Consider the following 25,885-nt stretch of genomic DNA (forward strand, 5'->3'; position numbering starts at 1 on the left):
GTCACAGACCGCCGAGTCGTGCGAGTACGTCGAGCGCCGAATCCGTGGTGCGCCAGAGTGCGTCGATCTCCTGCTCGGCGCCAGGACGGGTCTGCGGATTCTGGAGGGCGAACCCGTTGGCAAGTGTGATTGTGTTGTATCCGCTGTCGGCTGCGCGGAGCAGCAGTTCCGAGGGCTGCGAGTTTCCGGCCAAGCGGTCGAGTCCTTCGCCGACGAAGTAGAACCGCCAGAGCGGTCCGAGGTCTGCGTCGTATTCGGCCTTGGTGAGGGTCACGATCGAACCACCCTTGACGGCAATGGAATCGACGATCTTGTAGAAATCGGGAACATCCTCCGCAGTGGTTCCGGATGTGGCGACGGCATGAGCGAGGTCGACGGTGAGGTGCGCGTTGTAGCCGGCCATGGCGACCCGCGCGGGACTGGCGCCGCACTGACGCGTCAGAGTGAAATAGTTGCTCCACGCCGGATCGGTGGGGGTACCCGTGAACTCAGCGTGGACGTTCACCAGGTACCTGCGTAGCAATTCATAGCTGACCGAATGGGCCCATTCGTCATTGTCGAAAGCTGCGGGATCTCGCTGCAGCGGCATTACCGCCTCATGCTCGACAGCATCGAGGCCGATAGAGAACAGGCCTCGCCAATCGTGGTGTGAGACGAGGATCGACGTGATTTCCCGATGACGTTCGACAGCGGTCTCGAGGCGAGGTAGTCCGGCACCGTTCAGCGTCGTCACATCGCTGAGTTCGGCAATCCGATCCACCTCGGCATTGCTCAGCGGGCTGCCGCAAGCCGTCGAAAGACTCTCGCCCGGATCTGCGAGTGCAGAACCGGGCGAGAGGAAAGCGGCGGTGATGCCGAGCGCGAGCGTCAACGGATACAGCCGCATCGGTTTCATCGGCTCAGACTAGGCGCCCACTGTCACAAACGTTCGGATTGGTGATCAGCTGATGACCGCGTCGGCCTCGATCTCGATGAGCAGAGCGGGGTCGATCAGCGAGCTGACCTCGAGGATGGTCGTGGCGGGACGAATCTCGCCGAACACTTCACCGTGGGCGAGAGCAGCCTGCTCCCACTGCGTCATGTCACGAAGGTACATGCGAGTGCGGATGACGTCGTCGAGCGAGGCGCCGGCCTCGGCAAGTGCTGCCTTGATCGTTTCGAGCGCTGCGCGTGTCTGATCGGTGAGGGTCTCACCAGGAGCGGTGGTGCCGGATACTGCGATCTGGTTGCCGATGCGCACGGCGCGGGAGTAACCGATCTTGGGTTCCCATTCGGAACCGGACGAAATATTGATTCTGTTCGACATGCACCGAATTCTGCCAACAACTTCCCGGCCGTGGTGAGGCACGGTCGGGTATTTGCTCCATCTTGACATACCTTAGAACAAGTGTTCGACTTGGGGCTATGAGGTGGTCGGGTCAGGCATTGGATGCAGATGACGGAGCGCTACCCGGACTCGAACGGGCCGGGTTGGTTCGCTCCGTGCAGACTCCGGAGTTCGAGGGAATCACGTTTCACGAGGTGCTCTGCAAGAGCGCGCTCAACAAGATGCCCGAAGATTCGACGTTGCCGTTCAGCTTCACCGTCAACGCTTTTCGAGGTTGCTCACATGCCTGCCGATATTGCTTCGCGAGACCGAGTCACGAGTACCTAGACCTCGACGCGGGCGCGGATTTCGACTCCCAGGTGGTCGTGAAGACGAACATCGCCGCGGTGCTCCGCAAGGAGTTGGCGCGAAAGTCCTGGAAACGGGAGGCGGTGGCACTGGGCACCAACACCGATCCCTATCAGCGAGCCGAGGGGCGATACCGCTTGATGCCCGGCATCATTCGCGCGTTGACCGAATCGGGAACTCCCTTCTCGATCCTGACGAAGGGAACTCTGCTGCGACGGGATCTGCCACTGTTGAAGATGGCGGCGGCGCAGGTCGACGTCGGCATCGGAGTGTCGTTGGCGATCAACGACGCCGCACTTCAGAAGCAGATCGAGCCTGGTACCCCGTCGCCGCGGGCGCGCCTCGAGATGATCCGCGCCATCACCGACGCGGGATTCGCGTGCAATGTGATGGTGGCGCCGGTCATTCCGTTCCTCACCGATTCCACCAGTCACCTCAACGGTCTGTTCGAGGCACTGTCCGAAGCCGGTGCGACCAGTGTGACAGTCTTCCCGATGCACCTGCGCGGCAGTACTCGGGGCTGGTTCATGAATTGGCTTGCTCAGGAACATCCGGCACTCATCCGTCGCTACCGCGAGCTCTACGGGCGAGGCGCGTATGTCACTCCCGAATACAAGCGTTGGCTCGCAACCCGCGTCGAGCCACTGGTCGAGCGTCATGGGTTGGGTGGTCGTTCGGAGCATCGAGACGTCAATGCATCTGGCAAGCAATCGCGCGAGGCGCCGCGTGAACTGGTGGGTGCGGGAGCAGCTCTTACCTTGTTCTGACTGCTGCGGGGCGCGTAAATCGGAGGCGCTCCGGACGTCTGCCGGGCTACATTCGCCTGGTGCTACTCACACTGACGTCCACCCCGACCTCGCAGACTCCTGATGCGACTGCGTTGAGTTACCTGCTGCACAAACATCCCGACCGAGTGCAAAGCTTCGACTTGGCGATCGGTACCGCCACGGTTCTGTACTCGGAGGCCTCGGACGAAAAGACCACTGTGGCAGTGATTGTGGACGTCGACCCCATCGAACTTGTGCAGAGTAGGTATCGACGCGGCAAGAGTGGCGACAACTTTTCGCTGGGGGAGTACGTCAACGATCGACCGTATGCGGCGTCGTCCATACTCTCGGTTGCTCTGTCGAAGCTGTTTCGCACCGCGTTGACGGGAACGTGCAAGTCGCACCCGGAACTCGTCGGAGCCGAACTAGCGTTGACCGTCTCGATTCCGGTGGTTCCGTGTGGCGGCGATGCGGAATTGCCTCGTCGGCTGTTCGAGCCGCTGGGCTGGGACGTGACCGCGATACCGGTGCAGCTTGATCCGCACCTACCGACGTGGGGAAACTCCGACTTCGTGTCGCTGACACTGACCGGGGAACACACGGTGCAGAGTGCCCTACGGCACCTCTACGTGCTGTTGCCCGTCCTCGACGATGTGAAGCACTACTGGGTGGGACCTGACGAGGCAGACAAATTGATCCGCGTCGCTGGAGAGTGGTTGGCTTCGCATCCGGATTCCGCGCTGATCATGTCCCGCTACCTGGCTCGTCGACGCGACCTGGTCGAATCGGTGGTCGATCGACTGATTCCCGAACAAGCCGAGGCGCAGATCGAAGCACCGAGACCGGATCCGCCGCTGGCACGCCTTCGCGTCGACGCAGTTTTGACGACGCTTCAGCGACTGCACGTGAGAACAATTGTCGATATCGGTTGCGGCGAAGGTAAATTGCTCGAGGCGCTGATGCCGCACGCTCGATTCGACAAGCTTGTCGGCGTCGATGTGAGCGCGCGCGAATTGACACGGGCGCAACGCAGATTGAAGTTCACCGAAATGTCCGACGTCCAGCGTGAACGTGTGTCTTTGATGCAGTCGTCCGCGACGTACCGCGACGCACGCTTGAAAGGCTTCGACGCAGCCGTGCTGATGGAGGTGGTCGAGCACGTCGACACGGCGCGCCTGCCGGCGCTGGTCAGATCGGTCTTCGTGGACGCAGCACCGCAGTATGTGCTGCTGACTACTCCGAATGCCGACTACAACGTGCTGTATCCGGCATTGGCGGGAGAGTTCAGGCACCCCGATCACAGGTTCGAGTTCTCCCGAACCCAATTCCGCGACTGGGCAACCGAAACGGCCCGAGCCCACGGCTATTCCGTGGAGTTCGAATTTATCGGAGCAATTGATCCGGTCCTCGGCGGGCCGACACAGATGGCAATCTTCACGAAGGAGGCACGAACGTCATGACGGTGTACGAGATTCCAGATCTCGCCCTAGTAGTACTCATCGGCGTCAGTGGCTCGGGAAAGTCGACCTTTGCCGCGCGCCACTTCGGTGAGTACGAAACCCTCTCGAGTGACACATTCAGAGGGTGGGTCAGTGACGATCCGAACTCACAGGAGTCGACGTCCGATGCTTTCGAAGTGCTGGAGTTCGTCGCGGCCAAGCGTTTGCGACGCGGACGCCTCACGGTGGTCGACGCGACCAACGTCCAGCCCGCTGCGCGCAAGCGACTCGTTGCGTTGGCTCGCGAGCACGACATACTGCCGGTGGCAGTCGTGCTCGATGTTCCGGAATCGGTCTGCTCTGCACGAAACGACGCACGCTCTGATCGGACGTTCGGACGCGACGTGATTCGCCGCCAGCACCAACAGTTGACTCGCTCGCTCCGCGGGTTGGGTAAGGAAGGTTTCCGTTCGGTTCACATCCTCAGAGGTGAGGACGCGGTTTCCGAAGCCGAATTCTCGCGTCGCCCGCTGCGCAGCGATCTGCGTGTCGAGCGTGGCCCGTTCGATGTCATCGGCGACATCCACGGATGTCGAAGTGAGCTCGAGAGCCTGCTCGCGAAACTCGGCTACACCGTCGACTACGGGGCCGATGGCGGCGCTGTCGATGCCGTGCCGCCGGAAGGGCGAACTGCCGTCTTCCTCGGCGACTACGTGGATCGAGGTCCGGATTCGGTCGGTGTGCTGCGTCTGGTCATGGGGATGGTCGCGGCGGGACATGCGATAGCGGTTCCGGGTAACCACGAGAACAAACTCGTCAAGGCGCTGCGCGGTAAGAAGGTCACGCCGAGTCACGGACTCGCCGAGACCCTCGAGCAGATGGCCACCGAGTCGGCGGAGTTCCGCGAAAGCGTCGTCGACTTCTGTGACGGTCTCGTCGCACACCTCGTCCTGGACGACGGCAAACTCGTTGTCGCGCACGCCGGTCTCAAGGAGGACTACCACAACAGGGCGTCCGGCCGAGTCCGAAGCTTTGCGCTCTACGGTGAAACCACCGGTGAGACGGACGAATTCGGCTTGCCAGTTCGATATCCGTGGGCGCAGGACTACCGAGGATCAGCCATGGTCCTCTACGGTCACACGCCGGTGCGCGAGGTGGAATGGATCAACAACACCGCGTGCCTCGACACCGGGTGCGTCTTCGGTGGATCCCTCACCGCTCTTCGATACCCGGAACGAGAGATCGTGTCGGTTCCGGCGGAGCAGGTTTGGTACGAGCCGGTGGTGCCGCTGGCTCCGCCGACTCGCGATCCGGACGTGCTCGATCTCGCCGACGTCCTCGAAACGACCGGCGTTGACACCGAACTGCGCGGGCGAGTGTCCGTTCGCACCGACAACGCTGCCGGCGCCTTGGAAGTGATGAGCCGATTCGCGGTCGCGCCGCAATGGCTGCGGTACCTACCGCCGACCATGGCGCCCTGCGCGACGGCCCAATCCGATGATTATCTGGAACACCCGTCGACCGCGTTCGACGCATACCGGGCCGGCGGAATCGGAACAGTGATCTGCGAAGAGAAGCACATGGGTTCGCGGGCAGTGGTGCTCGTGTGCCGTGATCGATCGGTTGCTCAGTCCCGCTTCGACGCACCGGATGCGCTCACCGGGATGGTGCACACCCGCACCGGCCGCCAGTTCTTCGACGACGAGCTGACTCAGAAGTTGGTCGACGACATCGCCGCCGCAGTCACCTCCGCTGGGTTGTGGGAAGAGTTGGGCACCGACTGGCTGCTCCTCGACTGCGAACTGTTGCCGTGGAACGTCAAAGCAGAACGTCTGCTGCGCTCGCAGTACGCGTCGGTCGCGGCGGCGGGACGAACTGACCTCGCCGCCCGCGAGGCAGTGTTGGCGCAGGCCGGTTCGCGGGGTCTGGACGTGGCGGAAATGTTCGAGCAGACATCGGTCCGGGCCGCGAGTATCGAGCGCTTCGGTGAGGCGTACCGGCGGTACGTGTGGCCGACGAACGGACTGGACGGCGTCACCATCGCGCCGTTCCAGATTCTGGCGACCGAGGGCCAGTCGTACGGGGAACGGGATCACGAATGGCACCTCGGTATTTCGGACCGCCTGGCCGCGGCCGACCCGAGTCGATTTACCACCACACGTCGCCTGGTCGTCGATCTCGGTTCCGAAGACTCGGTGTCCGAAGCGACGAAGTGGTGGGAGTCGCTCACCGGTGACGGTGGTGAGGGGATGGTCGTCAAACCGCTGGCGAATCAGATTCACGGACCGCGGGGGTACAACGCGAAGGTTCAGCCGGGGATCAAGGTCCGCGGCCGGGAGTACCTGCGATTGATCTACGGTGCCGACTACCTCGAACCGTCGACGCTTGCGAGATTGCGTAACCGCAACCTCGGACACAAGCAGTCGATGGCGCTGCGCGAGTACGCGCTCGGCATGGAGGCGGTATCCAGGCTCGTCGACCGCGAACCGCTGTGGCGAGCGCACCAGGCCGTGTTCGCGGTGTTGGCTCTCGAATCGGAGCCGGTCGACCCGCGGTTGTGACGGCCGGTGCCCGGGCTCGGATTGATACCGTCGGGTATGGGTGTGATTGCGCGCTTGGACGGTTTCAACCGGCGCCATCCGTGGAGTCACAACGATCACTACGGCCGGTGGGTTCTACGTAATCTGCGCGGGGTCAGGTCCGGTCGCGCTCTCGACGTGGGGAGCGGGACCGGCAATCTGATCGACCTCTTGCGTCGGCGGTTCGACGTGGTGGTCGGTGTGGAACCCGACCTGACAACGTCGGCCGCCGTGCGCGCAAGGTTTGTCGACGACGAGAACGTGATCATCGAAGCACGGCGGATCGAGGACTTTGCATCCGAGGCGAAGTACGACGCGATCACGGTCGTCGCAGCGTTGCACCATCTTCCACTCGAAGAATCGATGAAGCGGCTGAGTGGCCTGCTCGAACCAGGCGGTCGGCTCGTCGTAGTCGGGTGTTATCGATCGACGACAGTGACCGACGGACTCCTGTCGGTGTTGGCGGCCGTCTGTAATCCCGTCGTCGGCGTCGTCAAGCATCGACAGGTTGCGGTGGAGCAACTGAAGCCGATGACGGCTCCCACCGCGGAAGCAGGTGAGTCGATGGCTGACATCCGGCGCGCGGCCACCCGGTATCTGCCAGATAGCCGGATCAAGAGGCGACTGTTCTGGCGCTACACCCTGATCTACGACGCGAGGCTGGCTGCCGCGTCGGTGGGGGAGTGAGTGGACCGCTGCGGTTCGCGGGGAAATGCGCGTCGGCCGAACCCGACAATCACCAACGAACCGATCATCAAAGCGACCCCGATTCCCGCGAGATGCGAGATTCCACCACCGTCGACGACAGCGGCGCCGAGCAACGCCCCCGTCGCAATCGCGATCTGGAACACGACCACGTAGACGGCCGAGGCGCGGTCGGTCCCGATCGGGACGGCACGCAGAACCGAGGACTGTAGGCAGATCGGAACGGTGGTGAACGCCGCGCCCCACAAGATCGTGGCGACAACTGCGAACGCTCCCATCGAGGGCGCCAAGAGCCAGAAAATGGCCAGCGCGCCTGCCACCGTCGCTATCGAGATGAGCGTGAAGAGGCGCGGTCGGCGGTCGTAGTACTTGCCGGCGACCCACACCCCGACGGCGCCGGCGGCGCCGTACACCAGAAGCATCGCGGTACGGACGCCACCGGACGAGCCGAGGCTTTCCTCCACCAGAAGAGTGAAGAACGTGTACGACGCGAACTGCCCCAGGGCGGCAAACAGCGTTGCCGCGCAGATGACGGCGAGTGCCCGTTTCATCGCCGGTGTCGTCTTCGGTTTGTCTCGCTTGTTCCGATGCCGCTGATCGACCGGCATTTCGGGCAACGCACGATGCAGTGAAAAAGCGATGATCACTGCCACCACACCGATTGCCGCCGACGCGGTCCGCCAACCCCAGGACTGGCCGATTGCCGAAGACAGGGGACCTCCGAGAACAAAAGCGAGAGACGTGCCGGCATACACCATCGCGATGGCCTTGCCCTGCTGTCCGCGCGGAACCAGAGTCGCTGCGACCGGCGCAACCACTGCCCAGAACACGCCGTGCGTCGCAGCGCAGAGCAACCGACCGATCACCAGCATCGGATAGTTGACGGCCAACGCCGCGACCAGTTGCGACACCGCGAGGGTGGCCACGGTCAAAACGACGACGCGTCGGCGCGGCCAGGTTTTGACCGCTCCGATCAGCGGAAGCGTCAAGGCCGCGACACCGTATGCGTAGAAGGTCAGCAGTAGGCCGACACGCCCTTCGGTGACGTCGAGGTCTGACGATATTTCGCTGAGCAGTCCGACGGGGAGCATTTCGGCCGTTACGTAGGCGAAGGCTGCTCCGGCCAGTGTCATCAGCCGTAGCGTGGTTGCCTTCGGCAGTCGAGCAGTCATGTTGTGTAACGATACATGTATCGATACACACCTGCGCAATGGGTATTTTGCACTCGCTATGCTGATGCTCATGGCCATACGTGCGCAGCGTTCGAGTCGACCGACGATGGCCGACGTCGCCAAGGCCGCAGGCGTGTCGGTGATGTCGGTGTCGTACTCCTTCGCGCAGCCCGAGCGCGTGTCGGAATCAACGCGGGCCAAGGTGTTCGCCGCTGCCGAAGAGCTCGAGTACGCGGGCCCCAACCGGGCGGCGCAGTCCTTGCGGAGCGGCAAATTCAACAACATCGCGGTCGTCTTCAGCGAGAAGCTGACGTACGCCTTCGAAGACGCAGTAGCCCGGCGATTCCTCTCGGGAGTCGCCGACGCCTGCCTGGACGCGAATGCTGGATTGATGATGCTGCCGAACTCGGGGAAACCCGGAGACGTCGACAGAGTTCGCGACGCGGCAGTAGACGGTTTTGTCGTCTGGACCACCGTCTTCGACGATCCCATCCTCGACGCGATTGTCGGCACCGGCAAACCCGCATGCATCCAGGGTGGGCCGTTACACGAGGGTGTGGATCTCGTCGGGATGGACGATGTTGCCGGCGCCGTTGCGATCGCGGTAGTCGGGTTGTCGGGGGCGCAGCGGCCCGCGGTGATCAGCCTTCCGTGGGATCGTGAGCTTCGGTCCGAGATTCGGATGGACGTGGTTTCAAGTGAAGCGTTCTTTCCGGTATCCCGGCATCGGCTCGAGGGTTACGAGCGCGCCGTCCGCGACGCGGGCCTCGATTGGCCCTCGGTGCGGGTGGGGGTCGTCACCGTCAACGAGCGGAGCGAGGGTGCGCGGATGGCTCGGTCCCTGCTCGACGTTCCCGAGAGCCGAAGGCCCGATGTCATCTTGGCGATGAGTGACGAACTGGCTCTGGGGGTTCTGGACGCGATCCGTGAACTCGGCCTCGCCCTGCCCGACGACGTCGCGGTCGTCGGGTGGGACGACACCGCAGCCGCATCCGAGGCCGGGCTGACCACGGTTCGCCAGTCATTGTTCGATCAGGGACGCAATGCAGCTCGCGTGGTTCTCGGGCTCGACGATGAGGTGGACCCGGTCGAGTGGTCGGTGCGTCGGCGAACCTCGACGCGATGATCAGCCCGGTAGTCGTCGACGGTCTGCGTCTTCGGTGGTTTGTCTCTCCTGAATTGGGGGAGACGGTCCGTTGGGGGCTCGCGTGGAATGCCGACCGCGCGCGGCGGTGGGCGGTTGCCGAGCCGGCGTGGGCGTTGACCGCGGAAGTGCGCGTGAGTTCGAAACCGTTGATGTGGAGACTGCCTCGCGACGGCACCGATGTCCGGGAGCCGGAACAACCGGCGATCGGTCGCGCCGGTGCTCTGCAACTCAAGTTCAATGCCGACCCGCCGGTGCCTTCTCGGATCGACGTCACAGGTGCGTTGCAACTAGTTGCCGGAACGGCTCGTGACGACCCGAACGCGCGTCAGGCGTGGATCGATTTCGGCGAGGATGCCGCCACGACCGGAATAGTTCGGCGCCTGCGGCTCATGTCGTTGGAGTCCGCCATGCTTCCGGACCCGAAGATTCCGCACGGCACAGATTGGGGTTGGGCTACGAGGCAGTTCGTGCCTGGCTCCGAGCGCTTCTACGAGTTGGCCCGTGCACCTCGTGCGTTGCGCTCGTATCAGCTGACCGATCGTGAATGGGGGCGGCGGCGCGAGGACTTCTTGCTGGTCGACCTCGAGACGGCTGCTTGATCGCTGCGACCTGACACCGTTTTCTTTCAGTGCACACAGGCTCCAGCTGACTGGAAACAGTGTCTGCTCGATGAAACCGGTGCCAAGTGCTGCGACTAGCGCGCTCCGCCGGCCACGTTCAGTGCGTACCTGCCGGGTGGCGCCCCGACATGCTTGACGAAGTGCCGCGACAGGTGGGATTGATCGTGGAATCCGACGTCGACGGCCACGTCCGCAAATTCGCGCCCGGCCAGGATTGCGCGTCGTGCCAGATCGATTCGGCGTCCCGTTACGTACTTGTGAGGCGGAAGCCCGAAATGCTTCGCGAAGTTCTTGATCAGATACGTGGGGTTCCGCTGCAGAATGCTCGACGCTTCTCGCATCGTGATTCCCGTTGTGAGTCGCGCATCGAGTAGCTCTCGAAGTTGATCGGCAACGCGGTCGTCGACGGTGGGAGTGTGACGGACTCGATCTGCGTGCGGTGAGAGGATCTCGTTCAATTTTTCACCGAGCAACCCTAGGTGACTTTCGGCCTCGAGTGAGTCGCCGTGCGGACCGAGTGCAGAGTGCAGTTGATCGATACGGTGGCGCAGCAGGGGGTCGCGAATCTCAGGGCTGTCCACCGCCGGGCCTATCAAGTCCTCGCCGAGAACTGACGTTTCGAGGTACAGGATTCGTTGCCGAAATCCGGCCTCGGTGACCGGGACTCCGTCGTGCGCGATGCCGGGCGGCAACAGAGTCACGATCTCAGGGGCCGCTCCGTGTGCTCGGTGGTCGAGGTCGTATGCAATCGTTCCGCGGTCGACGAGCATGAGAGACCACTGATCGTGCGTGTGTTTGGGATAGGCGTGTCCGACGAAATCGGCATGGAAGACCTCGGTGATTCCCTCGAGTTCCGGTGCCCACGCGGTGATGTGTGCGCCGTGTGGATCCATGTCAGAAACGTACAAGACGCACCGTCCTGGGGTGACGAAGAGTGGTGCGGGTTCGTCGTCGCAGTGATGGCGAGCCGGAGGAAGGAACACCATGGACAGTTCGGCAACAGCGATATCGCTCCGCGAGAAGTTCGGTCAGTTCACCGAGCACTGGTCACCCAAGAAGATCGCGTCACTCAATGACTACGAGATCAAGATCGTCAAGATCAAAGGAGAATTCGTCTGGCACACCCACAGCGACACCGACGAAATGTTCCTGGTGACAAAGGGGCAGATTCGAATCCAACTGCGCGACGGAGATGTTCCGCTGGGGCCCGGCGAACTGTTTGTCGTACCTCGCGGAGTCGAACATTGTCCCATCGCCGAAGAGGAAGCGGAGGTGATGTTGATCGAACCCGTGGGCGTGGTGAATACCGGGAATGTCGGAGGATCACGAACCGCGGTGCTCGAGGACTGGACGTAGCTACCGGCTCTTCCAATCCAGGGGATTGGTTCGCAACGGCAGTGCCATGCCCGATCTCCAGAGCGTCGCCGCGCGAGAGAGCGGGCGGAGCTTGACCTCGCGCCGCATCGACTGTGCGAACTCGTCGGTGAACCCTGTTCGTGGGTACTCCGCGATTGCTGCATCAACAGCTGCTCGGGATACTTCGGGCGCACGTCGACCGGCAACGTCGAAATGTGCTGCGGCGTGCAGCAGATAGGCGTCGGCGTCCGCATCGCGATCGACAGTCAGATCCATGTGCAGACGGATCGCGTCGCCGATTCGCTGTACCGACCTCTCCGAAGTTCCCACTCGGGTCGCGAGTTCTTCCGCGTCTGCGGCGCTGATGTAGGTGAAAAACCCGTGCGCGGTCGATCCCTCTGCGCCCAAGCCGACATCGTGAAGCGCGCACGCGGTGAAGAGATCTTCTGGGTCGTACTCGATCGCATCGATCTGCGCGAAGACGTCGGCCCAGATCCAGCAGCGCAAGCTGTGGTTCAAGACCGCGGGGGAGAGGGAGCCTTTGGCGTGATCGAGCGCTTCGGTGCACAGCTTGGTGTCGGGGAGTGGGCGTTTGCGCAGCTCGAGTGTCCGAGTGGGGTAGCGGCCGAGCCGGAGTCGGAGCATCGACGGAGTGCTCATGGCCTGCGCAGCAGCCGCGCGGGCCATGAGTTGCATCTGCTCGAGGGCGGTCAGCTCACCGGGGCGCATCGAGTTCCTGTCTTGAGGTAGGGGGCAGCTGGATACGAATCTAGTTGCCAGATCCAGCCCTTCGCCTAGGAGTAACATCTGTCGACGACGGAAACAACGAATTATCCGAATAATGTCAATCCGTTTGCTCCATCCAACGATCAAACCAATTCAGAAATCTCGCCGCCCACATCGATAAAGTTTCATCACGCAAAGAGGGAAGGTGGGTGGCTCAGAGGACGCCGAACCCGACGATTCCCGGAACTTCCGAGGGCACTATGCGATGAAGCATGACTTTGTTGTTCTCGTTTCCGCCGACTGTTGTCAGAGTGCCGCCGTCGTTGACCAGAACGACGTTGACGTGTTGGCCGAAGGGGCTCGAGTCGCCGTACAGGATCGTGTCGCCGACCTTGGTCTGGTAGTCCTGACCGTAGGGGACAAACGCGTCGACCGACTCGTAATACTCCTGCAGCGTGTACACCCCGGGGATGCGCCACGAGCCGGAGTTGGGGTTCGAAAAGGGTGTCCCGATCTGGTTCATCGACCAGCTCACGAAATCGGCACACCACGATTCTTCGACACCCTCGGCGTATTTGGTGCCAGGACTGCCCGATGCCCATTCCTGTTCGAGGACGGTCAGCAGCGCACTCTGCTGGGCGGTCAGCGTGCTGTGGTCCACCGTGGGGAACGAGTCGAGGTTCTCGCCGGCAAGGGCGTCGTCGCCGCGGGCGAACCACCAAAGCATGCAGGCAACAACGACCACTACAACGCCGAATACGCCCAGAACAGCGAGAGTGCGTCTGGGCGTATTCGGTGCGTGCGACATCACGCCACGATAGTCAACTACTCGAGCGGGGGTGCCGATCGATCGATCGTCGTCGCGAGCGGCTTCTCCTTGACGAAGAGCAACAAGACGACCGCTGCGATGACCAAGGGGACGAGGTAAAGGAAGACCGGCGCGAGTGCATCGTTGTATGCGCCGACGATGATCTCGCGAACCTGGCTCGGCAACTTCCAGAGAATTCCCGGTGTCAAGGAGTTCTCATCCTCACCGACTGCGCCTCCGTTTGCCGGAAGCCTCTCGGACAGCAGATTGGTCAGGCGCGAGGCGAACAGGCTGCCCACGATCGCGCTGCCCAACGAAGCACCGATCTGACGGAAGAAGTTGTTCGACGCAGTGGCAGTTCCCACTTCAGCGGCGGGAAAGGTGTTCTGCACGATCAGGATCAGTATTTGCATGACCAGGCCGAGCCCGATGCCCATGAGAGCGATGTAGCAACCGAAGACCAGCAGCGAAGTCGAGGGCGTCAGACGTGAGAGCAGGACCAGAGCAACTGCGACGATCGACGTTCCGACGATGGGGAAGATCTTGTAGCGGCCAGTCTTGCTGACCAGCTGGCCGGACCCGATGGAGGCGACGAGCAGGCCCGCCATCATGGGAATCATCATCAATCCTGCTTCGGTGGCGTTCTTGCCGGTCACCATCTGGATGTAGGTCGGCAGGTAGGCGAGCGCACCGAACATGGCGATTCCGATGATCAGGCCAGCGGCGGTGGTCAACACGAAGTTGCGCTGAGCGAACAGATGCATCGGAATTACCGGTTCGTCGGCACGCTTTTCGACGAAGACAAAAGCCACTGCCGTCACGACGCAGCCGATGATCAGCCCGATGATGACGGCCGATCCCCAGGCGTAGGTGTTTCCGCCCCAGGTCGTGAACAGGATCAGACACGTCGCTGACGTCGCGACGAGAACCATGCCCAGGTAGTCGATGCGAGGCTTGCCGAGGTTCGGCTTCCGCAGGTGCAGAAATGCCACCGCGCTCGCGATGGCGAGGAGCCCGAGGGGGATGTTGATCCAGAATGCCCAGCGCCAGCCGATGCCCTCGGTGAACCATCCACCGAGAAGGGGGCCGGCAACCGAAGCCAGTGCGAACACGCCGCCCATCGCACCCATGTACCGGCCGCGTTGCCTGGCCGGGACGACGTCGGCGATGATCGCCTGTGACAGCAGGATCAAACCGCCGCCGCCGAGCCCCTGTACTGCGCGACCAGCGATGAGTGTGGTCATGTCGTGGGACAAACCGCCGATCACCGAACCCACGATGAAGATGCTGATGGCGCCGATGAAGAGGCCCTTGCGGCCGATCAGGTCACCGAGTTTTCCGTACACCGGCATCATGACGGTCGAGGCGAGGATGTATGCCGTCGTCACCCAGACCATGTGGTTGACGCCGTTCAATTCGCCCACGATGGTCGGGAGCGCGGTGCTGAAGATCATCTGGTCGAGCGATGCCAGAAGCATCGTGATCATAAGCCCGACAAAAACGAGGATGATCGACCGTTTGTCTGGCGCGGCGTCGGTGTCGGTGTGCGCGCCGTCGGGGTCGACGGTCGCAGCTTCTCGAGTGGACATGAAGTTCCTTAGTTCAGTGACGGCTGGCGAAATCAGTTCGCGGATCGGAGAATTCGAGCCATCAGGAGTAGTGCAGGATCCAGCAGTTCGGTTCTGGGGCCGGCCCGTTCGCTGCCCTGCCATTTTCGGAAGACGTAGCGCATCGCTGCGCCCGCTGTGATGACCGTCGCAGTGGCTTCATCCGCGGCGGTGTCTGCCGGAAGTTGTCGATAGTCGGGGCGCCTGCGCAGCTCGCGCGTCAAGAGTCTGGTGAGTGTGTCTTCCAGGTCGTGGAACGTAGCCAGGTGCTGTTGCAAGAGTGTGGGATGCCGTTCGAACAATTCGCGTCGATGCGCGAGCAGATCGGGTCGCTCGTCGACTATCTGCATCGCCACCTCGAATACCGCGAGGGCGCCGCGCAGCGGATCGTCCGGGTGCTCGCTGATGAGCGTGAGCATGGTCGTCTCGCTCGGCACGACGAGCATGAGCCCACCGATCGCTGCGTCCTTGGTGGGGAAGTAGTTGAAGAACGTGCGGGACGACAGATTGCAGGCCTCGCAGATCTTCTCGACGGTCACTTCGTCGTAGCCCAGTTCGAGGACGAGTTCGACCGCCGTGTGCTCGATCAACTGCCTCGTGGCAATTCGCTTTCGTTCGCGCAATCCGAGTGTTTCGGTTCCCATTTCATCCATAATTGCACAGAGTGCAAAGTTTCATCGAGTGCAATATTTGTCTCAAGAATGGTTCATGAAGTGCAAAAATGGGAATCGCGCGCCTGCTGGATAGAATGACCCGCGTGGAAGACACCCTGCCCCCATGTCCCGAATGCGCCGGCGAATACACCTACGAAATGGGTGCCTTGATGGTGTGCCCGTCCTGCGCGCACGAGTGGGCACCGGCCGATGGTGCAAGTGAGGCTCCGGGAGTGGTGAAGGACTCTGTAGGAAACGTCCTTGCGGACGGAGACACCGTGACGGTCGTCAAGACGCTCAAGGTGAAGGGCAGTCCGACCGGTATCAAGTCGGGTACGAAAGTGCGCAACATCCGCCTTGTCCAGGGCGTCGGCGACCACGACATCGACTGCAAGGTCGACGGCATCGGACCGATGCAATTGAAGTCGAGCGTCGTCAAGAAGGTGTGACCGGACAGCGATAGATGTCGGCTCGAAATCCTGTTCAATTTCGACTGTTCGATGGCCACAATCGAGGAGATTCTCGACCGCTCGAACGAATGGACCGAACTGTGCCGAACTCGATTTGCCTGCACCCCGCACTCGAAGACCCCGAACTCGATGCTGACGAGCAGTGGAACCGCATCGTCGATGCGCTGACGCGCCGGGGCTTCCTCGGCGCCGGGCTCGGCGCGGCGGCAGCGACGCTTCTTGCCGCGTGCAGCAGTGACGAAAACGGCCCGGCGCCAAGTGGTCTCGTTACCGCGCAGGACGAGACGGGCATTGTCGAGATTCCGTCGGATCCGCAGCGAATGGTCATCGCCCACGTCAGCGCCATGGCGACGGTCCTCGACCTCGGTGTGCCGCCGGAGAAGATCGTCGGCGGCTTCTTCGGTCTCGAGGGTGTGAGCGGTGACGCGGTGTTGCGCACGATGCCGGAGGCGGCGAACATCCCGAACCTCGGCACGGCGGGAACATGGAACAAGGAAGCAATCATCGGCGCGTCGCCGGATCTGATCGTCATGCTTCTGACCGCCGGAAATGCTTACGCGGCAAAGTCTTACGACGAACTCTCTACGACAGGCGTGCCGGTGTTTGCCGGCTTCAACGGGTTCCTCACGTGGGACGAGATGAAGAAATTGGTCACCTCGATGGGCGTCGCGGTCCGACGCGAAGACGCCGCAGCCGAATTGAACGCGCGAACGGAAGACCGACTCCTGGCAATCAAGAATCGACTCTCGGCCCTCGGTTCGTTGCCGTCGGTGACCCTCCTCCGTACCGGCGAGAACGGTGTTGTCTACAACCAGGTCGACGCTCTTCTCGACGCTCTCGGATTCCCCGGCGATCGAGCCACATCGGAGGAGTTCACGCGCACACTCACAGCGGAGCAACTCGACCAGGTGACCAGCGACGTGATCATCGTGGGCGCATTCCAGGACCAGCAGGATGCCCGCGCGCAGTTGGCGATGAACCCGCTCTGGGAGCGTCTTCCCGCTGTCCGCTCGGGGAGCGTCCACTACGTCGACGACAGCCTGTGGGGCTCGGGCTATTCTCCTCGCGCGACACAGCTGCGGCTCGACGACATCGAACGGATCTTCAGCTGACACCGTCGTGTCCTCTCGACTTATCGGTGAGTTACCTCGAGAATCATGACCATGGACAAAATCAGGTTCTTCGAGCTGGTCACCGAATGGTTCGAGGTACTCGGTGTTGTCGCCATGGTTCTCGGGTTCATGTTCGCATTCGTGATCGCGGGGCGCGCATGGAGTCGAACGCGGGACGGTAGTTCAGCGTTTCGTACTCTGCGCGAGACGATGGGCGCGGTCATCCTTCTCGGGCTCGAGATCCTTGTCGCCGCTGATCTCGTGAAGACGGTGACGTCGTCACCGTCGCTGACCGACGCCGCAGTTCTGGGCATGATCGTTCTGATTCGGACCGTGCTGAGCCTGTCGATTCAGATCGAGATCGACGGGGTACTTCCGTGGCGCAAGGCGTTGGTGTCAAGTCCGGAACTCCTGGTACGCGCAGCGCGCGGATCAGGAGGCCGCACGACGCCCGACGCGTCGAGTTCGTAGCCATAGCCGTTGCGAGTGAAAGGTCGGGCAGATGACAGCAGTGCGTACCGAGCATCTCACTGTCGACGAGCGGCGGGCCCGCGGCCGTCAGGCGCGTAGAGACACCCCGCTGGCGGCGCTGGCGGATCTCGCCGACAGCGACCGCGACCCGATTTCGCTGCTGGAAGTGCAGGCGCAGTCCCGGGTCCAGGACCTGGTACCCATACGCTATGGGCGGATGTCAGCATCGCGATTCTCGTTTTTTCGGGGCGCTGCGCTAGTGATGGCCGACGATTTGTCACGCAGTCCGGATTCGGGCCTTCGCAGCCACCTCTGCGGTGACGCACATCTGAGCAATTTCGGGATCTACGCAACGCCGGAGCGGAAGTTGGCGTTCGACATCAACGATTTCGACGAAACCTACCCGGGCCCGTTCGAGTGGGACGTCAAGCGACTGGCGGCAAGTTTGGTGATCGCCGCGAAGGACAACGGGTTTTCGGGCAAGGAGCGAAAGAAGATCGTTCGCGGATGCGCGGCCGAGTATCGGGAAACCATGATCGCCCAGGCAGGGTTGGGAAATCTTGCAGTCTGGTACTCGCACATCGCACCCGAGGACGGACTCGAGGCTCTCCAAATCGACCTGAAGAAGCGCATGGTCGCTCGCACACAAGCGACGCTGGACAAGGCTCGCCGCCGCGACAGTGTGCAGGCGGCAGGCAAGTTCACCGAAATCGTCGACGGCCGGCGACGATTCATCAGTGATCCGCCGTTGATCGTGCCCGCAGACGAGTTGTTCGCCGGGACCGATCTCACGCAGATCGAGGACCTGTTGCGCCAACGTGTCCGGTCGTATCGCGACACACTGCAATGGGATCGGCGCGTTCTCCTCGACACCTTCGAGATGACGCACATCGCCAGAAAAGTCGTGGGCGTCGGTAGCGTCGGAACACGCGCGTGGATGATCCTCATGAAAGGCGTCGACGACGACGATCCGTTGATTCTGCAGGTCAAAGAGGCGCAGCCCTCGGTGCTGTCCGGGTACGTCGACGGCCCGACCTTCGAGAACGAAGGGGAACGCGTCGTCAACGGGCAACGATTGATGCAAGCGACGAGTGACATCTTTCTCGGCTGGGAACGAGGGCCGGGACTCGACGAGGGCGAGCACGATTTCTACATTCGCCAACTGCGCGACGGTAAAGGGTCGGCAGTAATCGAAGAAATGGTGCCGGAGGGTTTGGAACTCTACGGGCGCTTGTGCGCCAGGGTCCTCGGCTACGCGCACGCTCGCTCGTCCGATCGGATAGCGATCGCCGAATATCTCGGTGACGGAACCGAATTCGACTTCGCGATCGGGGAGTTCGCCGCTGCCTACGCCAAACGCAACGCTCGCGATCACGCCGCTCTGCTGACCGCGATCGACAATGGTCGCGTGTCAGCAGAGCGGGGAGTGTGACGACTCAGGCGAACACGCCGGCGAGCCAGGCCGGCCACGCTGCCGTCGCTGCGTCACCGTCCGCATCCGCGGCGAAGAGGTGGTGGGCCGCGTCGACGTTGCCGCCGAAGGCATTTCGGCCGTAGAACCGCAGCAAGGCGTTCTCGGCGCGCAAGCCGATGAACCAGTCGTTGATGTAGTCGACAATCGCGTCGACGGTTCCGATTCCGGGGACTTCCACCGACGCGGCGTCACCGACAGCGGTGCCCGAGGTGATTCCGAGGGCGCTGCGAAGCATTCCCATCGCTTGCGGCGAGGAAGAGGATTCCCGGCCTTCGACTGAGGCGTAGGTGATGGGTTTACCGGCGAAGTACCGCACGTATTGGCCGAGACTGTGCAGGTAGAAGTCCGTGTGATTGCTCGCGCCGTCGTACTGGTCGTCCCAATCGTCGGCAAACACTCCGGCGTGGACGTAGCGGACAACGGCGGTGCTCTCGTCGCGTGCTTCGACGACGTATTCGAGGTTGTTGAACCAGCCGTCGGGGCCTTGCACGTGGATGGCGAGTTCGCTGGGCTGCTCCCAGATCGCGATGATCGGGCTGCCCGGGCGGCCGCCGTCGGCGGGGATCTCGAGAGGGGAGGGGAACCTCCAGCCGGCCGTTTCGGCCGAGATGGCGGTCCAGATCTGCTCGGGAGTTCCGGGGACGACCACCTCGCGGCGGATTTCGAATTTCTCGGACATCGCTACTGCTCCGTTTCGGGTGTGGTGAGACTGGGATGCAGGGCGACAACCAAGCGGTGTTTGCGTCCGCCTTCGGAATTGCCGCCGTGGTACTTGGCGACGAGTGAGTTGATCGATTCGCCGAGTTCGCCGGCGAATGCGGCGCGGTCGGATGCCGTCTCAAAGGTGATCTCGCTGTCGATCACAAAGGAAGCCAAAGGCTTTCCGGCCGCGGTTGCTCCGGCGATCAGCTCGCCGACCTCTCGGACGATCCGTGCTGCGAGAGTGACGAGCCAGCGCGCCGAGAGTTGATCAGGGAACCGGCTCGGATCTGGGGCGAGCGCAGACATGGCGGCAGGGGAGATGACGTACGACGCGGCGCTGGCGTGCATGATGCGCTCGGGCATGTTTCCACGCTTGCGTTCCTCGACGAGTTCGACCAGTCCGTGCTCTTCGAGAGTGCGCAGGTGGTAGTTCACCTTCTGGCGTGTCAGTCCCACCCGAGGTGCCAGCGAGGATGCCGATCCCGGCACCGCCAATTCGGCCAGAATCCGTTGCCGTATCGGGTCGAGCGATGCTTCCGCGGCAGCGGGGCGATCGATGACTGCGACTTCTAACATGAGAAAACCATCCCGCGACAATTAAATCTGTCAAGACAGAAAAAAGTGTCGGTGGGATGGTTTCCGGGTTCTCTACCGCTTCAGGTCGGGCGGGTTGTTCAAATCCCTCGCCGAGTAGGTGTCACACGAGGAGACCTGGCCTGTTTGATATCCAGTTTTGAACCACGCCTGACGTTGCGCGGAAGAGCCGTGTGTCCAGCCCTCGGGGTTGACCCGACCGGTCGTGGACTTCTGGATACGGTCGTCTCCGACAGATGAAGCCGCCGACAGAGCGTCGCGAATGTCCTTCTCCGAGAGTGGCTTCAGGAATGGTTGACCAGTCGCATCGTCGGGAATCGTGTCCGCGAAATGTGCCCAGACGCCCGCGTAGCAATCTGCCTGGAGTTCGGTGCGAACCGCACCCGACTGTTCGCCCTGCGGGTCGGCTTGCGCTCGGCCGATGTCGCCGAGCTGATTCTGGATGTGATGTCCGAACTCGTGAGCGACCACGTACTCCTGCGCGAGCGGTCCCGCGCTGGAACCGAAACGGTCGACGAGCAGTTGGAAGAAGCTCGTGTCGAAATAGGCCGTCTGGTCGGCCGGGCAGTAGAACGGACCGACATCACTCGACGCCTGGCCGCACCCTGTGTTGACCGAACCGCTGAACAAGATGACCTCGGGTCGGACGTACGCCGTGCCGGTCTGCTTGACCAATTGCTGTTCCCAGACATCGTCGAGGCTTCCGACGGTCAGAGTTACTCTGCAGTTCACGTCTGCATTTGCCTGAGCGCCGGTGCACTCGTCTACCGAGGACAATCCCGTCGACGAACTCGACGTCTCCGTCGACGTGCCCAGAAGCGAGCCGGGATCGCCACCGAACAGCAGCGCCAGGATCAGGACGATGATGCCGCCCGCGCCGCCGCCGATCGCAATTTTGCCGCCCCGGCCACCGCCGCCCCCGCCGCCTTGAACCTGAACGCGTCCCGCTTCACCGCGAGCCCCCTCGTTGAAGGTCATCTATGTCCGCTTTCTGCTGTCGTGAACCAGTGCTTGCCGTCACTTCTGGGGATAGCTTCGCATGCGATGCGGGTCCGCGTTTCCGCTCTGCGCAGTTCGCTCCGTAGGATCGCAGGCAAAGTAGTCGGTCGTCGGTTATTGGAAGTAGTTCGAAAGGAATCCCGTGCTGCGCACACATCTCGCCGGTTCATTGCGACCCGAGCAGGCAGAGCAGACCGTAACGCTCACCGGTTGGGTAGCCAGGCGTCGTGATCACGGCGGAGTGATCTTCATCGATCTCCGTGATGCATCCGGAGTTGCGCAGGTAGTTTTCCGGGCAGGTGACGTGGCCGAGCAGGCGCACCGTCTGCGCGCGGAATACTGCGTTCGCGTGACCGGAACGGTAGAGGTTCGCCCCGAGGGCAACCAGAACTTCGAGATCCCCACGGGAGCAATCGAGGTCAACGCCACAGAACTCGAGGTTCTCAACGAAAGCGCACCGCTGCCGTTCCAGCTCGACGATCAGGTCGGCGAAGAAGCACGCCTGAAGTATCGTTACCTCGATTTGCGTCGTGAGGGCCCCGGCTCCGCAATTCGCTTGCGCTCCAAGGTAAGTGCTGCAGCCCGCGGCGTTCTCTCACACCACGAGTTCGTCGAGGTCGAAACTCCGACGCTCACGCGTTCGACGCCAGAGGGTGCCCGGGACTTCCTCGTGCCGTCACGCCTTCAGCCCGGCAGCTTCTACGCACTGCCGCAGAGCCCGCAGCTGTTCAAGCAGCTCCTCATGGTCGGCGGCATCGAGCGGTACTACCAGATCGCGCGTTGCTACCGCGACGAGGATTTCCGCGCCGATCGTCAGCCGGAGTTCACCCAACTCGACATCGAGATGGCATTCGTCAGCCAGGACGACATCATCCTGCTTGCCGAGGAAATCCTCACGGCGCTGTGGAAGCTGGTCGGCCACGAGATCAAGACGCCGATCGACCGCATGACCTACAACGAGGCAATGCGTCGTTACGGCAGCGACAAGCCCGACCTCCGTTTCGGTATCGAACTAGTCGAGTGCGCCGAGTTCTTCAAGGACACGACGTTCCGCGTGTTCCAGGCCGAGTACGTCGGCGCCGTCGTGATGCCCGGTGGTGCAAGCCAGCCGCGCAAGCAGCTCGATGCCTGGCAGGAATGGGCGAAGCAGCGCGGCTCCAAGGGTCTGGCATACGTGTTGGTCGGCGAAGACGGCACCCTCGGTGGCCCCGTCGCCAAGAACCTGACCGACGCCGAACGTGAGGGCCTTGCCGCTCATGTCGGAGCTCAGCCGGGGGACTGCATCTTCTTCGGAGCCGGTGCGACCAAGTCGACGCGCGCGCTCCTCGGCGCAGCACGTGGTGAGATCGCGCGCAAGAAGGATCTCATCGATCCCGACGCGTGGGCTTTCGTGTGGATCGTCGACGCTCCTATGTTCGAGCCGACTGCCGACGCCACTGCTTCCGGTGACGTTGCGCTGGGCCACTCCGCCTGGACGGCCGTGCACCACGCGTTCACCTCGCCGAAGCCGGAGTTCTTCGACACGTTCGACACCGATCCGGATTCCGCTCTCGCCTACGCATACGACATCGTCTGCAACGGCAACGAGATCGGCGGCGGCAGTATTCGTATACACCGCAAGGACATTCAGGAACGAGTGTTCAAGGTGATGGGTATCTCCGAGGAAGAGGCGCAGGAGCAGTTCGGCTTCCTCCTCGACGCCTTCGCCTTCGGCGCGCCTCCGCACGGCGGAATTGCATTCGGCTGGGACCGCATCACCGCGCTCCTCGCCGGCATGGATTCAATCCGTGAGGTCATCGCGTTCCCGAAGTCCGGCGGCGGCGTCGACCCGCTTACGGATGCGCCGGCACCGATCTCGGCTCAGCAGCGCAAGGAATCGGGTATCGACGCGAAGCCCGAGAAGAAGTCCGAGGAGAAGACGTCAGAGGACAAGAAGTCCGAAGGCGACACCGGCGAAGCCAAGTAGAGCCGACACCGGATCGCCGTGCTGCATTTGCGGGTGATCTGCCCGACCGAGCGCACCGAGCAAGTTCTCGGTGCGCTCGCGTCGCAGCGGGGTGCGACACACATCGTCGTATTGCGTGATGTCGCAGTTCATCCTGCCGGCGACATGGTGGAGGCCGACGTCGCCCGTGAAGCGGCCAACGACGTCGTCGATGTTCTGACCGCCCTCGGCGTCGCCGAGGACGGCGGAATGACGCTCGTACCGGTCGAGACGGTGTTGTCGGCGGCGGCGCGCAAAGCCGAGCGTGACGTGCCGGGTGATCCAGCGGATTCCGTCGTGTGGGAGGAATTGCTGTCCCGCACTCGGGAAGAATCAACTCTCAACGGATTGTTCGTCGCGTTCCTGACGATCGCGTGCCTCCTTGCTGCAATCGGCGTTGTCACCGACTCACAGATCACGATCGTGGGCGCCATGGTCGTCGGCCCCGAGTTCGGGCCGCTGGCAGCCCTTGCGGTGGCACTGGTGCGGCGGGATCGACGGTTGCGCCGACGCTCGATTCTTGCGCTCGCCGTCGGATTCCCCATCGCGATGGGCGTGACTCTTGCTGCCACGTTCGTGGTGAAGTTCTTCGGATGGATGGACGTCGTCAGTCTCGAATCACTCCACGAGGTCGATTTCGTCTACAAGGTCGGGCCCATTTCGTTTGTCGTCGCGCTTCTTGCCGGTGCGGCAGGGATGCTGGCGCTCGTCTCCTCGAAGTCCGCCGCCCTGGTCGGGGTGTTCATCTCGGTCACCACAGTTCCCGCCGCTGGTTTCGCCGTGGTTGCGGCAGCTAATGGCGAGTGGCGGATCGCCGGATTGTCGTCTCTGCAACTGGCGGTCAACCTGCTCGGGATAGTCATCGCCTGTGTACTCGTTCTCTGGGTCAGAACGCGCGCCGACGAGGAATTCGAAGCAGCGTTGAAAGGTATTTCTCGATTTGTCGACGAGGGCAAAACTCCATGATGTGGCTGGTTCGGAGTTCTGCTCACCGACAGCAGAATTCTCGCGAGAACTGTGCGACGGTGTGGCGATTAGGGACTTTTGTCATCACCGCAGGTAGACGGCAATTTCTGTTGACGTGAGGGCTTGAATTCTCCGCTGTGAGCGGATGAGCTGGGCATGATCGGAGTCACTAACGGGTAAGTTGGTCGGTGATGACCGCATTACTGGCAGACCCCGTTTCCGAAGTCGTCGCAGCTGCTGAGCAGTTGCTGACACGCCGCACAGGGGCACCCGTAACCCTGGTGGATCCAGTCGATCTCGGGGGGAGTGGCCGCACCGTCGTACTGCGCGTGCGTGTCGCCGAAAACCCGTTCTCCCTGCCCCGAACGCTGGTGATCAAGCAGGTCCGTGACAACTTCCAGGGAGCTACCAAGACGGCGATTGCGCTCCCCGCCGCGTCCGAGGGTGACTTCGACGTCGAAACCGCCTTTCTCCGTGAAGCGGTGTCGTATCAGTTCGCCAACGCGCTTGCCAAGGACGCCCGCCCCGGCGCCGAACTGTTGGCATCCGACCTCGACGCTCGTCTCCTGATCCTGAGTGACCTCGGCGACGCCACCGCCATCAGCGTCCGTCTCGAAGACTCCGACCCGGACACCGTCACGCACACGTTGATGGCCATGGCGCAGGCCATGGGCCGCATGCACGCCGCGACAGTAGGCCGTGAAGATGACTTCACCGCGCTGCTGCGTCGCGCCGAGGTCGCCCATTGCTCCGACGAAGTAGCGGATCAAGTGGGACGCGCAGTGGCCGGCGTTCCCAAAATGCTGGTGGAAAGTCTCGGCATCGATGTGAGTTCAGACATTCTCGAGCAGGTGCAGCACGCACAAACGCTGTTCAGTGGCGGTCGGTTCCGTGCATTCAGTCCGTCGGACCTGTGCCCGGACAACATCATCGTCAACGACGACGGCGTGCAGTTCCTGGACTACGAGTGGGGCGGCTACCGCGACGCTCTCCTCGACATCACCTACGCGCTTGTGTCGTTCCCCGGTTGCCTGTGCAACATCGACCTGACCGAAGAGCGGGCGTCGGCGATGGTGGATGCCTGGCGGGCCGAGGTCGTCGGGATGTGGCCCGCCCTGGCCGACGAGGCCGAGTTGGGACGCAGGATCGTCGAAGCCCAACTCATCTGGGTCTGGCTCAGCACCTATCTGTACCTACCCGAAGATCATTCACGTATCGCTGCCGTCCGAGAGCACTATCTCTCGATCCCACGCGCCGACGCCCTGGTCGGCCGTTGGGCCAGGCTCGCACGTTCGGCGCAGCTCGCCGGCAACGGCGCCGTCGAAGCGCACGCCCGCGAGGTCGTGGCGGCGCTGCGTACAGAGTTCAGTTGAGCATCTGGCTGATCACATGAGAAAGGGCGCCCGTGCACGGGCGCCCTTTTTGTCGAGTCCGTTCAGTTGACGGAGGCTCAGCTCTCGGATACGAGGTCGTTCTCGGACAAGTCCGTCGCTGCGAGCGCCGTCTCGAGATCAGGATGCCGGAACGTCGACGTGACCTGATCCGCCACGACTCGGAAAGCCGAGGCCACAGTTGCGGACTTGTCCGGTTCGGCCGCCCACGTTGCGGTCTGTTCGACGACGACTACGCCGTGGTGGACGTACATCTTGCCGGGCACGAGCGTGATGCCGGCGTTGGTGGCCCACTCGCGCAGGGCAGCGAGTCCCTGGCTCGCGCCCTTGGGGCCGCCTACCTCGATGTCGTCACTCGACAACTGCAGCAGTGTGTCGACGTCTTGGGAGTTGAGTGCATCGTGCCACGCGAGGACGGTGGCGATCTCGGAGGTGCTCATGGCGACAACGCTATTACAGCGCCTTCGC

The 25,885-nt window shown here is 62.5% G+C and carries 26 protein-coding genes; 14 read left to right on the top strand and 12 right to left on the bottom strand.

Features of this window, described 5'->3' with window-relative positions:
• Position 1: 1 nt before the first annotated feature.
• Positions 2 to 886: a DUF5995 family protein gene (locus tag R4P65_RS20695; protein ID WP_317828079.1), complete on the bottom strand. Its 885-nt coding sequence runs from the start codon at positions 884 to 886 to the stop codon at positions 2 to 4.
• A gap of 54 nt (positions 887 to 940) precedes the next feature.
• The gene (locus R4P65_RS20700; RefSeq protein ID WP_230815501.1) at positions 941 to 1,306 is read right to left on the bottom strand and encodes a RidA family protein; all 366 of its coding nucleotides are present in this window, start codon (positions 1,304 to 1,306) and stop codon (positions 941 to 943) included.
• 98 nt (positions 1,307 to 1,404) lie between these two features.
• Between R4P65_RS20700 and R4P65_RS20705 the strand changes: the two genes are divergently transcribed.
• The 4 genes from R4P65_RS20705 to R4P65_RS20720 are packed head-to-tail and all read left to right on the top strand — an operon-like array spanning position 1,405 to position 7,147.
• On the top strand, positions 1,405 to 2,442 hold the full coding sequence (locus tag R4P65_RS20705; RefSeq protein WP_317827940.1) for an Rv2578c family radical SAM protein: 1,038 nt from the start codon (positions 1,405 to 1,407) through the stop codon (positions 2,440 to 2,442).
• Positions 2,443 to 2,480: 38 nt separating this feature from the next.
• Positions 2,481 to 3,902, top strand: a complete 1,422-nt coding sequence (locus tag R4P65_RS20710; RefSeq protein ID WP_317828080.1) for a 3' terminal RNA ribose 2'-O-methyltransferase Hen1 — start codon at positions 2,481 to 2,483, stop codon at positions 3,900 to 3,902.
• A complete protein-coding gene (locus tag R4P65_RS20715) occupies positions 3,899 to 6,442 on the top strand; it encodes a polynucleotide kinase-phosphatase (protein ID WP_317827941.1) in 2,544 nt (847 codons plus the stop codon). The genes R4P65_RS20710 and R4P65_RS20715 overlap by 4 nt, the downstream gene beginning before the upstream one ends.
• Before the next feature lie 36 nt (positions 6,443 to 6,478).
• Positions 6,479 to 7,147 (top strand): class I SAM-dependent methyltransferase, encoded by a 669-nt coding sequence (locus R4P65_RS20720; protein WP_317827942.1) that lies wholly within the window; start codon positions 6,479 to 6,481, stop codon positions 7,145 to 7,147.
• Here the strand turns inward: R4P65_RS20720 and R4P65_RS20725 are convergent.
• Positions 7,108 to 8,337, bottom strand: a complete 1,230-nt coding sequence (locus R4P65_RS20725) for an MFS transporter (RefSeq protein ID WP_317827943.1) — start codon at positions 8,335 to 8,337, stop codon at positions 7,108 to 7,110. The genes R4P65_RS20720 and R4P65_RS20725 overlap by 40 nt on opposite strands.
• A 70-nt stretch (positions 8,338 to 8,407) precedes the next feature.
• On the opposite strand from R4P65_RS20725, the gene R4P65_RS20730 reads away from it, so the two are divergent.
• Positions 8,408 to 9,463 (top strand): LacI family DNA-binding transcriptional regulator, encoded by a 1,056-nt coding sequence (locus R4P65_RS20730; RefSeq protein WP_317827944.1) that lies wholly within the window; start codon positions 8,408 to 8,410, stop codon positions 9,461 to 9,463.
• Positions 9,460 to 10,083 carry a hypothetical protein gene (locus tag R4P65_RS20735; protein WP_317827945.1) on the top strand — a complete coding sequence of 208 codons (624 nt, stop codon included), beginning with the start codon at positions 9,460 to 9,462 and terminating at the stop codon, positions 10,081 to 10,083. Before R4P65_RS20730 ends, R4P65_RS20735 begins: the two co-directional genes overlap by 4 nt.
• Before the next feature lie 95 nt (positions 10,084 to 10,178).
• Here the strand turns inward: R4P65_RS20735 and R4P65_RS20740 are convergent, their stop codons facing one another.
• Entirely contained in the window at positions 10,179 to 10,997 is an 819-nt protein-coding gene (locus R4P65_RS20740) for an AraC family transcriptional regulator (protein ID WP_317827946.1), read from the bottom strand.
• A 91-nt stretch (positions 10,998 to 11,088) separates the two neighbouring features.
• Here R4P65_RS20740 and R4P65_RS20745 point away from each other — a divergent pair, with 91 nt between their 5' ends.
• Positions 11,089 to 11,460 carry a cupin domain-containing protein gene (locus R4P65_RS20745; protein ID WP_230815509.1) on the top strand — a complete coding sequence of 124 codons (372 nt, stop codon included), beginning with the start codon at positions 11,089 to 11,091 and terminating at the stop codon, positions 11,458 to 11,460.
• Here R4P65_RS20745 and R4P65_RS20750 read toward each other — a convergent pair whose 3' ends face one another.
• The 4 genes from R4P65_RS20750 to R4P65_RS20765 all read right to left on the bottom strand — a co-directional run bounded on the left by R4P65_RS20750 (position 11,461) and on the right by R4P65_RS20765 (position 15,245).
• Positions 11,461 to 12,189 carry an HD domain-containing protein gene (locus tag R4P65_RS20750; RefSeq protein WP_317827948.1) on the bottom strand — a complete coding sequence of 243 codons (729 nt, stop codon included), beginning with the start codon at positions 12,187 to 12,189 and terminating at the stop codon, positions 11,461 to 11,463.
• A gap of 211 nt (positions 12,190 to 12,400) precedes the next feature.
• Positions 12,401 to 12,997, bottom strand: a complete 597-nt coding sequence (locus tag R4P65_RS20755) for a CHAP domain-containing protein (protein WP_411742567.1) — start codon at positions 12,995 to 12,997, stop codon at positions 12,401 to 12,403.
• Between the two features lie 14 nt (positions 12,998 to 13,011).
• A complete protein-coding gene (locus tag R4P65_RS20760; RefSeq protein WP_317827950.1) occupies positions 13,012 to 14,583 on the bottom strand; it encodes an MDR family MFS transporter in 1,572 nt (523 codons plus the stop codon).
• 32 nt (positions 14,584 to 14,615) lie between these two features.
• Entirely contained in the window at positions 14,616 to 15,245 is a 630-nt protein-coding gene (locus R4P65_RS20765) for a TetR/AcrR family transcriptional regulator (RefSeq protein ID WP_317827951.1), read from the bottom strand.
• 104 nt (positions 15,246 to 15,349) lie between these two features.
• Between R4P65_RS20765 and R4P65_RS20770 the strand changes: the two genes are divergently transcribed.
• The 4 genes from R4P65_RS20770 (at position 15,350) to R4P65_RS20785 (ending at position 18,739) form a co-directional block, all read left to right on the top strand.
• Entirely contained in the window at positions 15,350 to 15,703 is a 354-nt protein-coding gene (locus tag R4P65_RS20770; protein WP_411742568.1) for a zinc ribbon domain-containing protein YjdM, read from the top strand.
• Positions 15,704 to 15,804: 101 nt separating this feature from the next.
• Entirely contained in the window at positions 15,805 to 16,836 is a 1,032-nt protein-coding gene (locus tag R4P65_RS20775) for an ABC transporter substrate-binding protein (RefSeq protein ID WP_317827953.1), read from the top strand.
• A 51-nt stretch (positions 16,837 to 16,887) separates the two neighbouring features.
• Positions 16,888 to 17,307 carry a DUF1622 domain-containing protein gene (locus tag R4P65_RS20780; RefSeq protein ID WP_230815516.1) on the top strand — a complete coding sequence of 140 codons (420 nt, stop codon included), beginning with the start codon at positions 16,888 to 16,890 and terminating at the stop codon, positions 17,305 to 17,307.
• Between the two features lie 31 nt (positions 17,308 to 17,338).
• Positions 17,339 to 18,739: a DUF2252 domain-containing protein gene (locus R4P65_RS20785; protein WP_317827954.1), complete on the top strand. Its 1,401-nt coding sequence runs from the start codon at positions 17,339 to 17,341 to the stop codon at positions 18,737 to 18,739.
• A 4-nt stretch (positions 18,740 to 18,743) separates the two neighbouring features.
• Here the strand turns inward: R4P65_RS20785 and R4P65_RS20790 are convergent, their stop codons facing one another.
• The 3 genes from R4P65_RS20790 to R4P65_RS20800 form a co-directional block, all read right to left on the bottom strand.
• Complete coding sequence (locus R4P65_RS20790) at positions 18,744 to 19,460, bottom strand: SRPBCC domain-containing protein (RefSeq protein WP_317827955.1); 717 nt, start codon at positions 19,458 to 19,460, stop codon at positions 18,744 to 18,746.
• Between the two features lie 2 nt (positions 19,461 to 19,462).
• A complete protein-coding gene (locus tag R4P65_RS20795; protein WP_317827956.1) occupies positions 19,463 to 20,059 on the bottom strand; it encodes an ArsR/SmtB family transcription factor in 597 nt (198 codons plus the stop codon).
• 72 nt (positions 20,060 to 20,131) lie between these two features.
• Entirely contained in the window at positions 20,132 to 21,055 is a 924-nt protein-coding gene (locus R4P65_RS20800) for a neutral zinc metallopeptidase (RefSeq protein ID WP_317827957.1), read from the bottom strand.
• A 163-nt stretch (positions 21,056 to 21,218) separates the two neighbouring features.
• Here R4P65_RS20800 and aspS point away from each other — a divergent pair, with 163 nt between their 5' ends.
• From aspS to R4P65_RS20815, 3 genes are all read left to right on the top strand, one after another.
• Positions 21,219 to 23,042, top strand: coding sequence for an aspartate--tRNA ligase (aspS, locus tag R4P65_RS20805; protein WP_317827958.1), 1,824 nt, complete (start codon positions 21,219 to 21,221; stop codon positions 23,040 to 23,042).
• An 18-nt stretch (positions 23,043 to 23,060) separates the two neighbouring features.
• Positions 23,061 to 24,026 carry a DUF389 domain-containing protein gene (locus tag R4P65_RS20810; RefSeq protein ID WP_230815522.1) on the top strand — a complete coding sequence of 322 codons (966 nt, stop codon included), beginning with the start codon at positions 23,061 to 23,063 and terminating at the stop codon, positions 24,024 to 24,026.
• 191 nt (positions 24,027 to 24,217) lie between these two features.
• Positions 24,218 to 25,399 carry a kinase gene (locus tag R4P65_RS20815; RefSeq protein WP_317827959.1) on the top strand — a complete coding sequence of 394 codons (1,182 nt, stop codon included), beginning with the start codon at positions 24,218 to 24,220 and terminating at the stop codon, positions 25,397 to 25,399.
• Between the two features lie 77 nt (positions 25,400 to 25,476).
• Here R4P65_RS20815 and R4P65_RS20820 read toward each other — a convergent pair whose 3' ends face one another.
• Positions 25,477 to 25,857, bottom strand: a complete 381-nt coding sequence (locus R4P65_RS20820) for a nuclear transport factor 2 family protein (RefSeq protein ID WP_317827960.1) — start codon at positions 25,855 to 25,857, stop codon at positions 25,477 to 25,479.
• Between the last annotated feature and the right edge of the window lie 28 nt (positions 25,858 to 25,885).

Origin of the sequence: Rhodococcus sp. IEGM 1318, from assembly GCF_033142465.1 — a bacterium.
Classification (GTDB): Bacteria; Actinomycetota; Actinomycetes; order Mycobacteriales; family Mycobacteriaceae; genus Rhodococcus_F; species Rhodococcus_F qingshengii_B.